Annotated in this window: 14 protein-coding genes and 1 pseudogene; 11 read left to right on the top strand and 4 right to left on the bottom strand. The window is 58.2% G+C overall.

Annotated elements, in window-relative coordinates; genetic code table 11:
- Window positions 1-60: 60 nt before the first annotated feature.
- A complete protein-coding gene (locus tag K5E40_RS16120; RefSeq protein ID WP_221731673.1) occupies window positions 61-1,254 on the top strand; it encodes an MFS transporter in 1,194 nt (397 codons plus the stop codon).
- Between the two features lie 30 nt (window positions 1,255-1,284).
- Here the strand turns inward: K5E40_RS16120 and K5E40_RS16115 are convergent, their stop codons facing one another.
- Together K5E40_RS16115 and K5E40_RS16110 are read right to left on the bottom strand one after the other, a co-directional pair.
- Window positions 1,285-2,322: a dienelactone hydrolase gene (locus tag K5E40_RS16115; RefSeq protein ID WP_221731672.1), complete on the bottom strand. Its 1,038-nt coding sequence runs from the start codon at window positions 2,320-2,322 to the stop codon at window positions 1,285-1,287.
- A gap of 236 nt (window positions 2,323-2,558) precedes the next feature.
- The gene (locus K5E40_RS16110; protein ID WP_221731671.1) at window positions 2,559-3,170 is read right to left on the bottom strand and encodes an FMN-dependent NADH-azoreductase; all 612 of its coding nucleotides are present in this window, start codon (window positions 3,168-3,170) and stop codon (window positions 2,559-2,561) included.
- A gap of 128 nt (window positions 3,171-3,298) precedes the next feature.
- Here K5E40_RS16110 and K5E40_RS16105 point away from each other — a divergent pair, with 128 nt between their 5' ends.
- Together K5E40_RS16105 and K5E40_RS16100 are read left to right on the top strand one after the other, a co-directional pair.
- The gene (locus tag K5E40_RS16105; protein WP_221731670.1) at window positions 3,299-4,207 is read left to right on the top strand and encodes a LysR substrate-binding domain-containing protein; all 909 of its coding nucleotides are present in this window, start codon (window positions 3,299-3,301) and stop codon (window positions 4,205-4,207) included.
- Complete coding sequence (locus tag K5E40_RS16100; RefSeq protein WP_221731669.1) at window positions 4,204-4,563, top strand: MmcQ/YjbR family DNA-binding protein; 360 nt, start codon at window positions 4,204-4,206, stop codon at window positions 4,561-4,563. Before K5E40_RS16105 ends, K5E40_RS16100 begins: the two co-directional genes overlap by 4 nt.
- 75 nt (window positions 4,564-4,638) lie before the next feature.
- Here K5E40_RS16100 and K5E40_RS16095 read toward each other — a convergent pair whose 3' ends face one another.
- Both K5E40_RS16095 and K5E40_RS16090 read right to left on the bottom strand, forming a co-directional pair.
- Window positions 4,639-5,073, bottom strand: coding sequence for a DUF1294 domain-containing protein (locus tag K5E40_RS16095; protein WP_221731668.1), 435 nt, complete (start codon window positions 5,071-5,073; stop codon window positions 4,639-4,641).
- Window positions 5,070-5,900 carry an undecaprenyl-diphosphate phosphatase gene (locus tag K5E40_RS16090; protein WP_221731667.1) on the bottom strand — a complete coding sequence of 277 codons (831 nt, stop codon included), beginning with the start codon at window positions 5,898-5,900 and terminating at the stop codon, window positions 5,070-5,072. Before K5E40_RS16090 ends, K5E40_RS16095 begins: the two co-directional genes overlap by 4 nt.
- A gap of 229 nt (window positions 5,901-6,129) precedes the next feature.
- Between K5E40_RS16090 and K5E40_RS35670 the strand changes: the two are divergent.
- The 8 genes and pseudogenes from K5E40_RS35670 to K5E40_RS16055 form a co-directional block, all read left to right on the top strand.
- A pseudogene (locus tag K5E40_RS35670) lies at window positions 6,130-6,981 on the top strand (cache domain-containing protein); the annotation flags it as partial.
- Between the two features lie 123 nt (window positions 6,982-7,104).
- On the top strand, window positions 7,105-7,839 hold the full coding sequence (locus K5E40_RS35665; protein WP_401138962.1) for a methyl-accepting chemotaxis protein: 735 nt from the start codon (window positions 7,105-7,107) through the stop codon (window positions 7,837-7,839).
- Window positions 7,840-7,957: 118 nt separating this feature from the next.
- The gene (gene pnuC / locus K5E40_RS16080) at window positions 7,958-8,521 is read left to right on the top strand and encodes a nicotinamide riboside transporter PnuC (RefSeq protein ID WP_221731665.1); all 564 of its coding nucleotides are present in this window, start codon (window positions 7,958-7,960) and stop codon (window positions 8,519-8,521) included.
- Window positions 8,518-9,054 carry an AAA family ATPase gene (locus K5E40_RS16075; RefSeq protein ID WP_221731664.1) on the top strand — a complete coding sequence of 179 codons (537 nt, stop codon included), beginning with the start codon at window positions 8,518-8,520 and terminating at the stop codon, window positions 9,052-9,054. The genes pnuC and K5E40_RS16075 overlap by 4 nt, the downstream gene beginning before the upstream one ends.
- Before the next feature lie 343 nt (window positions 9,055-9,397).
- On the top strand, window positions 9,398-9,847 hold the full coding sequence (locus K5E40_RS16070) for a hypothetical protein (protein ID WP_221731663.1): 450 nt from the start codon (window positions 9,398-9,400) through the stop codon (window positions 9,845-9,847).
- 1 nt (window position 9,848) lies between these two features.
- Window positions 9,849-10,424, top strand: a complete 576-nt coding sequence (locus tag K5E40_RS16065) for an adhesin (protein ID WP_221731662.1) — start codon at window positions 9,849-9,851, stop codon at window positions 10,422-10,424.
- 71 nt (window positions 10,425-10,495) lie between these two features.
- Window positions 10,496-11,485, top strand: a complete 990-nt coding sequence (locus K5E40_RS16060; protein WP_221731661.1) for a heme utilization protein — start codon at window positions 10,496-10,498, stop codon at window positions 11,483-11,485.
- A 63-nt stretch (window positions 11,486-11,548) separates the two neighbouring features.
- Window positions 11,549-12,229 (top strand): C39 family peptidase, encoded by a 681-nt coding sequence (locus tag K5E40_RS16055; protein WP_221731660.1) that lies wholly within the window; start codon window positions 11,549-11,551, stop codon window positions 12,227-12,229.
- Window positions 12,230-12,270 lie beyond the last annotated feature (41 nt).

Below are 12,270 nucleotides of genomic sequence, written 5' to 3'. Positions count from 1 at the left end.
TTTGTCCCGCGCCCACGCCATGATGCGAATTCTCCCACCGCCGCCCCCGAACGAGTCCTCATGTCTGCGCAGCAACAGCCTCCGCAAAGCGCTATCGCGATCACCCGGCAGATCGTTTCCATCGTTTTCTATACCTTTATTGCCTTTCTCTGTATCGGTCTGCCGATTGCGGTGTTGCCCGGTTATGTTCACGAACAATTGGGTTTCAGCGCCATCATTGCAGGGCTGGTGATCGGCTCGCAGTACCTGGCCACGCTGCTCAGTCGGCCGATGGCCGGACGCGTGTCGGACACCATCGGCACCAAACGGGCGATTGTTTATGGGCTGCTGGGGATTGTGTTCAGTGGTGTGCTGACGCTGGCGTCGACGCTGCTGCAAAGCTTTGCGCTGCCGAGCCTGCTGATTCTGATTGCCGGGCGTTTGTTGCTGGGCGTCGCCCAAGGTTTGATCGGGGTGGGCACCATCAGTTGGTGCATGGGCCAGGTAGGGGCCGAACATACAGCCCGATCAATCGGCTGGAACGGCATCGCCTCTTACGGCGCGATTGCCATCGGCGCGCCGATGGGTGTGGTGATGGTCGCCGATTACGGTTTTGCCAGTCTCGGCATCGCACTGTCGGTGCTTGCCATCGGTGCACTGCTATTGATCCGCAATAAACCCTCAGTGCCGGTGGTGCGCGGCGAACGGCTGCCTTTCTGGGCGGTGTTCGGGCGCATTGCACCGTTTGGCGCCAGCCTGAGTCTGGCGTCGATCGGATACGGCACGCTGACCACCTTTATCACCCTTTATTACCTTAATCGTGGCTGGAGCGGCGCCGCGTATTGCCTGACCGTGTTCGGCGTGTGTTTCATCCTGTCGCGCCTGCTGTTCATTTCTGCCATCAGTCGCTTCGGCGGTTTCAATTCGGCCATTGCCTGCATGATCATTGAAACCGTTGGCTTGGTAATGCTTTGGCTGGCGCCCTCCACGGCGTATGCGTTGATGGGGGCCGGCATGGCTGGGTTCGGCCTGTCGCTGGTGTATCCGGCATTGGGCGTCGAGGCGATCAAACAGGTGCCCAACTCCAGCCGTGGTGCCGGGTTGAGTGCTTATGCGGTGTTCTTTGATCTGGCGCTGGCGATTGCCGGGCCGTTGATGGGGGCGGTGGCTTTAAATCTGGGGTATTCGTGGATTTTCTTCAGTGCGGCGCTGTTGTCAGTGACCGGGCTGGGGCTGACTCTGCTGCTCAAGCGGCGGGCAGATTCTCAAGCCTGAAGCGCATCGATAGCGATGAGTTGAAGATCGTTATTGATCCGCAGTCTGCATCCCCGCTCGGCTCGGTTTGCCCAAGGCATGGGCGAAGAATCGTCCGGCCTCGGAAATCAGGTTGCGGTGGATGTCTTCACGATCCACGCCATCAGCATCGGTACACAGCGCCGGCATGGCGAGAATCTGCTCTTCGCTACACGGCGCCATGAACACGAAGTGCCCTGCTCCGGCCAGTAACTTGAAGTCCGGTGCAGTCGGCAGTTTGCGCGCCAGCGCCGCCGCGTTTTTATCGAATGCGACGAGTTTGTCGCCATCGCCGCTGTACAGCAGCACGGGCACATGCACATCGGCCAACGTTTGACGGCCGAATTTCAGACTCAACGGCGCCATTAACAATAAGGCGTGAACACGCGGGTCGGCCACCGGTTGCAAGTCATCACGATCAACAATGAGTTCGCCCTTGGTATTGCAGGCGTCCCGGTCATCCGGCCGCTCTTGGCAATAGCGGCGCAGGCGATCCAGATCCGGTTGTGCGCCAGAGAGAATCAACGCCGTCTCACCACCCGCCGAATATCCGATGACTCCGACCTGATCCGCATTGACGAACGGCGCCAGCATGCGGTCGCCAAGGGTGGCGGTGATCGCTTCGGAAATCTGGATAGGCCGCCCATAGAGATTGCTCAGGGTGCCCAGTCGGCTGTGATCCTTGGAATTGTCACCGGGGTGGATCACCGCGACGACCACAAACCCTTTACGGGCCAGCGAGGTGGCGAGATCGTGCAGCGCCAAGGGTGTGCCGGTGTTGCCGTGGGACAGCATCAGCATCGGAAAACGGCCCATGGCCACCTTGGTGTCTTCGCCGGCCTCAATCGAGTAACCCTCAAGCAGGCTCATGTGCTTGCGGTCGCTGGAGGGATAGAACGCGATGGCGCGCATGGGTTGCAGATCCAGTGGATCGAGGAATGTCATCTCGTGGTAGCCAACGCTCCAGACCGGGTGAATCCCAGGCGCAGCTTGCACTGAATTCAGGCTGCTCAGCAGGCAAATCAGTAACGTTGCACTCAGACGCGTCATGGGATGCCCCACCCTGTTGTTACTCAATCGAAAGATCCGTTGCTTTGTGAAGCCGGAACGCCGGGAACTCGACGAACTGTGACGACAATGCATCCAGACGCTGATTGTTTGACTGCATAACCTGGGCCATGTCATGTAACAGCCAGAAACAAAGAACTCCGTATTCGGCCCTTGCAGAACCAGAATACAGAGTTTTTGGGGGATTGCCTGAACTTGAGCAGTTCTTTACGCAAGCCTTACGCGGCGGCGAAAAGTTGCTCGCTGATCTTCGCTTGAGCAGCAGTCATGGCGTTGTTGCGCACTTCCTCGCCATACGCCAGGCCTTCGGCACGGACGATCTCAATGTCTGTGATACCAAGGAAACCCAACACCAGCTTCAGATATTCCTCGTGGGCGATGCCGCTCGCTTGCCCGGCATGGATACCGCCAGATGTAGAGACGATGACCACTTTCTTGCCACCGCACAGGCCTTCTGGGCCGGCTTCGGTGTAACGGAAGGTCTGGCCGGCAACCGCAACGCGGTCGATCCAGGCCTTAAGTTGGGTCGGCACGGTGAAATTGTACATCGGCGCGGCGATCACGATAGCATCGGCGGCGATGAACTCGGCCAGCGTCGAAGCGCTCAGATCGGCTTCATGCTGTTGTGCGGCGTCGCGCAGTTCAGCGGTCGTACCGGCGGCAACCAGCGTGGTCGACGAGAAGTGGCTGATGGCGTCAGCGGCCAAGTCGCGGTAGGTCACTACGGCGCTTGGCTCTGCAGCTTGCCAGGCTTTGACGACTTGGCTGCTCAACTGACGGGAAGCCGAGTTGTCGCCCAGAATGCTCGAATCGATATGCAGCAGTTTCATGTGGAATCTCCTGGAATGAATCGCCGGTGGCGACGGAATGGAGACAATCCTACGCAACAAACCAATAGCTGATTAGCCGCCAACAATGCGATAGTTCGTCCCACTGATAGAACAGTCGGATCTCAAGCATGCAAGACCTCAACGATCTCTACTACTTCGCCAAAGTCGTCGAGGCTGGCGGCTTCGCGGCCGCCGGGCGCTTGCTGGGCATTCCCAAATCGCGACTGTCGCGGCGCATTGCTGAACTGGAAGAGCGTCTCGGTGCGCGCTTGCTGCAACGTACCACCCGCCAACTGAATCTGACGGCCGTCGGCGAACGATATCTGCGCCACTGCCAGGCAATGCTGCTGGAAGCGGAAATGGCTGACGAAGCGGTGGCCAGTATGTCCAGCGAGCCGCGTGGCCGTTTGCGGGTGTCCTGCCCGACCGGCCTGGCGCGGGAGATGCTGCCGTTGGTCATCAGTGAGTTCCTTGGCAAATTCCCTCAGGTACAGCTGGAAATAGTCCTGCTCAACCGTCGTGTGGACTTGGTCGCCGAGGGTTTCGACGTTGCCCTGCGTGTGCGTGAACCGGGTGATGAAGACCCGCTGTTGGTGACCCGACGCTTGCGTCAGGCGCAAATGGTGGTGGTGGCCAGCCCGGCGTTTATCCAGGGGCAAACAATCAACCACCCGCAAGACTTGAGAAACCTGCCGGTGCTGGGCGCGCTTGAGGCTGATCGCTTGGTGCATGTGCGACTGTTCGATCAGGATGGCGAAAGTTTCGAGTTGAACATGGAAGCGCGCCTGGGCATTGATGACTTTATCGTGCGCAAGACCTGTGTCCTGGCAGGCCAAGGCTTCACCTTGCTGCCAATGATGTACTGCGAAAATGAGTTGCAAAACGGCACACTGGTGCAGTTGCTGCCTGAATGGTCGCTGACCGGCGGCTGGCTGCAAGCGGTGTATCCGCATCGGCGCGGCGTGATGCCGGCCGTGCGCGCGTGGATCGATCACTTGGTCGAATCGTTCAGTGCCTGTGGGGAGCGGTTGTTATGAAACAAGGAAAGATGAACGAAGCCGACGTGGCCGCGTTCTGTCTGGCATTGCCGGGCGCGCGCGAAGATTACAAGTGGGGTGGCGTTCGGGTGTTTTCGATTGCTGGCAACAAGATGTTTGCCTTGCAAGGGCTTCGTGGTGATTCGCTGGCGTTCAAGGTGGACAAGGATCTGTTTCTTGGCCATTGCGACCGACCGGGGATTCATCCGGCGCCCTATCTGGCACGGGCGCAGTGGTTCATCATGCACCCGCCCTACCCTTTGGCCGCTGAGGAGTTGCGGGATTTGCTGCAACGATCGCATCAATTGGTGGTGAGCAAGCTGCCGAAGAAAACTCAAGTCGGCCTGCGGTTGTAACCGAATCCGGCTGAAAAAACCCCTTCGAAACTGCGGGGGCGAGCAAGCCCGCCCCACACACCTTCAACGGGTTGTTTAGAGCAGTGCCAAGAGGTTGGAACCGAGGAAGATCTGGTCGATCCAGAACACCTGGTGCAGCAAGACGATCACCCAAAACAAAATCTGATACGAGACCTTGCGTGTCTTGTGCCTGAAAACCTGCTGAGCGATCAACGCACCGGGCCAGCCACCGGCCAGTTCAACCGCATGAAGAATGTTCTCCGGGGTGCGCCACGCATCGGCGCGGGCCTTGCGCTTGTCAGCCCAATACATGAAGAACGCCAGCACGCTGACGACGCCATAAGCCACCAACGGCACCAGCGATATCCCGCGCCACCCCATCGACAGCGAGCCGAATAACGGCAACGCGCAGACGATCGCCAGAACAACCAGTTTCAGTTTCAGTTTCAGGTTCTGAATACTGCCGCCCGAAGGTCGACCTTCGGGGCGGCGTGCGCGGGATTCACTCACGGCTTGGCCGCCGACCAGTCCACCCAGCCGAACTGCCACGTTGCCAGAATCACCAGACCAAAAACGATTCGATACCAGGCAAACGCTGCATAACTGTGGCTGGCAATGAACTTGAGCAAACCGCGTACCGCAATCATCGCGAAGATAAACGCAGTGATGAAACCGATGGCGAACACCGGGAAGTCTGCGGGCACGAACAGATGGCGATACTTGAAACCCGAGTAAACCGCAGCACCGACCATGGTTGGCATGGCGAGGAAGAACGAGAACTCGGTGGCGGTTTTGCGTGACAGGCCGAACAGCAGGCCGCCGATGATCGTCGAGCCGGAGCGCGATGTCCCGGGGATCATTGCCAGGCATTGCGCAAAACCGATTTTCAGTGCGTCGGTCCAGCGAATCTCATCGACTGTTTCCGCGTGAACCTCATGCTGTCGCTGTTCAGCCCACAACATGATGACACCCCCCACCACCAGCGCCGTAGCCACGGTGATCGGGTTGAACAGATACTGATGGATCAGATCGGCAAAGATCACGCCCAGCACAACGGCGGGCATGAAAGCGATCAGCAGGTTGGCAGTGAAGCGCCGCGCGCGGGGCTGAGTCGGCAAACCGACCACCACGTCGAGGATCTTGCGACGAAATTCCCAGACCACTGCGAGGATAGCGCCAAGCTGAATAATGATGTTGAACGCCATGGCCCGCTCGCCGCCAAAATTGAGCAGGTCTGCAACGATGATCTGGTGTCCGGTACTGGAAATGGGCAAAAACTCCGTCAGCCCTTCTACAACTCCTAGTATCAGTGCCTGCAAGGCAGTCCAAAGATCCATCAATCCCCCAAAAAGCGATGCGCACGGGCATGCTCCGATAGTATTTTCTGACGTTCACTGCGATCAGCGTAGCCGGATATTGCTGTACCGATTCCGCGCGCTCAGGATCCACACGAAAGGGTCAAAATTCCGTGAAATATTTATTTGGATTCAGGTTTTCACGCGCGGGGCCGAAATCCTAACAGACAAGCCTTATTAGCGCTGCCGCGTTATACGACTTGGGTCGCGTATGCCCGCTCACGAAATCGTGGTTGGATGCTGGCGGTCGTTTATTACAAGAAAAAGAACCGGGAGTGACAGCGTTATGAACAGCTTGCGCAGTGTGTCGATCAGCCGACGCTTGTGGCTCATCTTGATTGTGGCCGTGGTCATGTTGCTGACCTTGGGCGTGTTGATGCTCAAGCAGATTCACGATGACCTGTATCACGCCAAAGCCCAGAAAACCCAGCATGTGGTACAGACCGCCAGCGGATTGCTGACCTATTACCATGACTTGGAAACTGCCGGCACTCTGACGAGAGAAGCCGCGCAAAAACAGGCAATTACCGCCATCCGTGGCCTGCGCTACGACCAGAGCGACTATTTCTGGATCAACGACCTCACGCCCGTGATGGTCATGCACCCTACCAACCCGAAACTTGAAGGCCAGAACCTCTCGGCGATCCGCGATCCGGACGGCTTTGCGCTGTTCAACGAGATGGTCGCCATCGCCAAAGCCAAGGGCGCCGGCATGGTCGATTACCGTTGGCCAAAACCCGGCGCTACCGAACCTGTTGCCAAAACGTCCTACATCAAGTTGTTTGAGCCTTGGGGCTGGGTGATTGGCTCTGGCGTGTATGTCGACGATGTGCAGGCCGAGTTCCAGGGGCAAGTCATCAAGGCGTCGGTCGTCGGCCTGGCGATTTCGCTGATCATGGCCCTGCTGGTGATTCTGATTGCCCGCAGTATCGTGCGGCCATTGCAGGAAACCGTAAGCGCCATGGCCAACATCGCCAGCGGCGAAAGCGACCTGACCCGCAGCCTTGATACCCACGGCAAGGATGAGGTCACGGAACTGGCTCGTCACTTCAACGCGTTCACTGCCAAATTGCGCCGGGTCATCGGCGACTTGCAGGTGTCGGCCAGCGCCCTCGGCCAGTCGTCCAGCGAACTGGGCAACGATGCCTCGCAGGCCCAGGAACGCAGCCAGCAACAATCGCAACAGATGGAACTGGTCGCCACCGCGATCAACGAGGTGACTTACGGTGTGCAGGATGTGGCTAAGAACGCGGAGCATGCCGCCGCCGAAATGCGCGACGCCGAAGCGCAGGCACAGCAGGGTCAGATCAATATCGACGGTAGCCTGCAACAGATCGACAAGTTGTCCGGCACCATTGATCAAGCCGTTGAAGTGATTCGTACCTTGGCTGACGAAAGCACCCAGATCGGCAGCGTGCTGGAAGTGATTCGTTCGATTGCCGAGCAAACCAATTTGCTCGCGCTCAACGCGGCCATCGAAGCGGCGCGCGCAGGCGAACAGGGGCGGGGATTCGCTGTGGTGGCGGATGAAGTGCGCTTGCTGGCGCAGCGTACCCAGAAGTCGACGGCGGAGATTCAGTCGATGATCGAGCGACTGCAAAATCACTCCGAAGCGGCGGTCAAGGTGATCGGCGACAGTAGCAAGGCTTCGCAACTGACCATCGAACAGGCCGGGCTGGCCGGTGCCAGCCTGAACGCCATTGGCCAGGCATTGCGCAATCTCAATGGCCTGAACGCGTCGATTGCCAGCGCGACGCTGCAACAGGCGCATGTGGTTGAGGACATCAACCAGAACGTCACGCAAGCAGCCGGGTTGTCTCACAGCACGGCGATGGCGGCAGAGCAGTCGAGTGCGGCGAGCGCGCGGCTGGGCCAATTGAGCGAACAACTGAACAGCCTGCTGCGCCAGTTCCGCGTCTGACCCCATTCCCCTGAGGGAGTGAATTCGCTCCCTCAGGTCAGGCGGCGCGGCGCTTAATGCCTCGGTCGTGTTTTTGGGTACAATCCGCCTCCCTTCAAATCCCCCCATAGGAACCTACATGTCCGGGCTCGAACTGTTTGCTGCCGCCCTCGGCGTGATCGCCGTCTGGCTGACGGTCAAACAGAACCCGTGGTGCTGGCCCATCGGGCTGGTCATGGTGTTGCTCTATAGCTGGATCTTCTTTGAAGTGAAGCTGTATTCGGACATGTTGCTGCAAGTGATCTACGCCGCCCTGCAGATCTACGGCTGGTGGCAATGGACGCGTGCCGGGACGATGCATGACGGGCGCGAAGTGACCCGCCTCGACACCCGCTCGATTTGGCTTGGCCTGTGTGCTGGCGCGGTTGGCAGTGTGTTGCTCGGTGCGGCCATGGCTCACTGGACCGACGCTGCGCAACCGTGGCTGGACGCAGCACTCACGGGTTTCAGCCTGGTGGCACAGTTGTGGATGGCGCAAAAACGTCTGCAATGCTGGGCACTGTGGTTCGTGCTTGATGTGATCTTTGTCGGATTGTTTATCTATAAAGGGCTTTACCTCACCGCTGCGTTGTACGGCCTGTTCACCCTGCTGGCTGTACAAGGCTGGCGTGAATGGCGGGTTGATCCGGCGTTGCGCACATGAAAGTCGTGGTTCTGACCGGCCCCGAGTCCACCGGCAAGAGCTGGCTGGCGGCGGGCCTTCAGCAGCATTTCGGTGGCTTGCGCGTCGACGAATACGTACGATTTTTTATCGAGCAGCACCCACGGGATACTTGTCTGGCCGATGTCCCCGAGATCGCCCGTGGCCAACTGCAATGGGAGGATCAGGCGCGGGCGCAACAGCCGCCACTGCTGATTCTCGACACCCACCTGTTGAGCAACATCCTGTGGAGCCAGACCTTGTTCGGTGATTGCCCGGCCTGGCTGGAGCCGCAGTTGCTGGCCCGGCATTACGACTTGCACCTGCTGTTGTGCCCGGAGCAGATCGACTGGACCGATGACGGTCAACGCTGCCAGCCGGATCTTGGCGAGCGTTTAGGGTTTTACCAGGCCACCCACGACTGGCTTAAGCAGCATCGACAACCGTTTCAGATCATTCAGGGCCATTGGACCGACCGCCAGGCGCAAGCCTTTGCTGCGGTCGAGCGATTACTGGCTGAATCAGCCGATTCCTAGGGGCGCCGACCCCATTGCCCCCATCTCGCGGGCAAAAGTGTCCGTTTCTGAAACACTCGCCTGAGTGCAAAGCGCCCGTCTCAGTGGCATTCATCGCTTTGTCATGCCAGTTGTTAAGTTGCTGAAACACATTGGCGCAACCCCTTCTTCCAGAGCTTTGTATCGACTTTGGTCGGATACTCGCCTACCAGCCTGTTTCAACGCTGAAACAGTTCCTGTATCTGCGTCGTATCCATTTCCAGTAACCCATTGAAATTCCTGAACAATCATAAAGCGGCACAGCATTCGCTATCTCCTTCACAACGCTGACTAGGGCCAGCCCACTGAAGAAGGAATTGCAGCCGTGGGGAATTTCAAAAAAGGCTTGACCTGCCTTCTGCTGATCGGATCAGCCGCCAGCACCATCCTCAGTTTCAACGTTCAGGCCGAAGGCAATGGCGTGATCGTCCTCAACCGCGATGTCCAGCCGATTCCTATCGGGCGTAATGGTGGCAAAGACCCCTACCCGACCACCGTTAACGCCAACCCATCGGCGCGAATCAACCAGACTCTGAGCAATACCGAACTGAGCGACGGTGACTTTGCCAGCGTCGCCAGCGGCTCGTCGATTCGCGGCAACATCACCACACCCAATTCGAATCTGCCCGGCATGAACACCCTGACCAACCCCAGCGGTATGCCAGGCATGAGTGCCGGCCATGGCGGCGGTGCCGGCGGCTCGATCTCCAACACAGTCAACCGTGCGATGAGCACTGGACTGGCTCCGTTGACCCGCATGGCTGGAGGCCAATGAGATGAATCGCTCCCTGCTCCTGCTTGCCTTGATCGGCTGCACCAGCGCTATGGCGGCTGACCCTGGTTCGGTAAACAACGCCAACATCCAGGATTCTGGCGTGCAATACCGCGGCAACTTCAATGTCAACCAGGCCGCCGGTGATCAGATGCAGCAAGCCAATACCAAAGCCATTGCGATTGGCACCGACGCCAGCGCCAGCACCATCGTCAGGCAGCGAATCGACACACCGGCCGACCGGTCGATGAATGCCAGCGCCACCATTGGCGGCACCTCTTTCAGTAATGGCAACGGAATCCTGGGCGTAAACCAGGGCGCCGGTGCCAACAACCAGATGGCCAACGTGACGCGCGTCAGCATCAGTGCTGCCCCGCAGAGCGTTGACGATAGCGCCCTTTCCCAACAGAACGTGGCGTTGTTACCGAGCTCAGGAGCAACTGGTACCTCACCCGGCAGTCGCCAGGTCACGACAAGTGATCAGGCCTTCACCGGCAGCCGAGGGGTCATCCAGGTGAACCAGAGTGCCGGGGTGGGGAACCGTATGGCTAACACCCTGAGCATCCGGGTCGCAGACTGACCCAAACAAAAAAAGCAGTGCAATTAGAAAAGTCCCAACACTTAACCAACTAATAAGCACGGAGAAACACCATGAAACCTACAATGGCTCTTAAACCACTGGTTTTCGCTCTTGCAGCAGTAATGGCAATGGCAGCTCAGGCAGGCGGTAACGATCATGGTAACAACGGCGGTCATGGTCACCAGCCTCCTCCACCAAAAGGCCCAACCCTGGAGCAACTCCTGCAAATCACTGCCGGCGCCGGCGCCGCTGTACTGGATACACAAAACAGCGACGGCAACGTGGTGAAAAACCAGGGCACCAAAAACAACGCCACCACCGACAACTCGCTCAACGGTTCCAACGGCAACATGGGTGCCAACACCGCAGCAGGCGACGGTAACCAACAAGACAACGCTGCCGCTCTGGCGACCGCCGACGAAAGCTTCATCTTCGGCACTGCTGTTGCTGCCTCGAGTGCAACTCAGGTCAACAACAACAACTACGTAAAAAATTCGTCGACCGTCAACAACGCCACACTTAACAATGCAGGCAACAACGGCTCCGGCAACATCGGCGTCAACGTGACGGCTGGCAACTTCAACCAACAGAAAAACAACCTGGCTATCGCTGTATCGGGCGGTCGTGTCGCTCAGGCCGCCGCCGCGGCCAACCAGTCTTCCACTGGCCTGGTGGTCGAAAACAAAGGTGTGCAAACCTACAAAAAAGACACCCTTACCGGCACTTTTGCAGCCGCTGGTGTGTTTAAAGCCAAAGGCACTGCAACCATCGAAGGCGATGACAGCCACCACGGTGGGTACGACAACAAAGGTGGCCATGGTGGTGGCAATGACGATCAAAAAGCCAAGTTCGAAGCCGTGGGTACTTTTGGCCTCGCTGGCGTAACCACTCAACAAGTGCTGACCAAAGATGGCTGGAAAAACCCAGTCACCAACACTGCCAACATGACTGGCTCGATGAACAACTTCTCCGGCAACGGTGGAGCCAACGTCTCGGCGGGTGTGGGCAACCAACAAAGCAACTCGCTGTCCATCGCTGCAGGTTGCAAAGCCTGCATGTAATCGCGATCGAAACGAAAGCCCCGGAAACGGGGCTTTTCCTCAGTCCGCAAAGGCGTATCGATCATGCGTAAGACTGCCCTTTTCGCTCTGCTCTGCTTGTCCGGCCTGACCCAGGCTGCCCAGATGCCTGTGGCTGCCCTTCCCGGCGGCACACTCGTCTACAAGAACGTGCAAAGCATTCGTGAGCGCAAGTTTTCCGACATCGTCGAACAGAAAACCGATTTCAGTTGCGGCGCCGCCGCACTGGCCACGGTGTTACGCCAGGCCTATTGGCTCGACGTCGATGAGGAGCACATCATCAAAGGCATGCTGGTCAATTCCGACCCGGACCTTGTTCGCACTCAAGGTTTTTCCATGCTGGACATGAAGCGCTACGTTGAAACCATCGGCATGCGCGCCAGGGGTTACCGGATTCCGCCCGAGAAACTCGAAGCGGTGACCATTCCGGTAGTGGTACTGATGGAGATTCGCGGCTACAAGCATTTCGTGGTGTTGCAGCGTGCGGACAAGGATTGGGTGTACATCGCAGACCCGGTTTTAGGCCACAAACGCTACGTCCACGATGACTTTGTCAAAGGTTGGAACGGCATTGTCTTCGCCATCGTCGGTCCCGGATATGACAAAACCAATGCGTTACGAAGCCCTCCGACACCGCTGACCGCCAAGAACAAACTCGATGGTTTCAACCCTGTCCGAGACGCCGAGTTGATGGACTTCGGATTCATACAGAGCGACTTCTTTTAATCGCCGATAAAAGAATGGGACTGGACGTCCCGGGAGCAGCA

The sequence above is a fragment of the Pseudomonas baetica genome, from assembly GCF_019733355.1.
Classification (GTDB): domain Bacteria; phylum Pseudomonadota; class Gammaproteobacteria; order Pseudomonadales; family Pseudomonadaceae; genus Aquipseudomonas; species Aquipseudomonas baetica_A.
The sequence above is the reverse complement of the archived record's forward strand: the minus strand, read 5'-3'. Positions and strand labels throughout refer to the sequence as shown.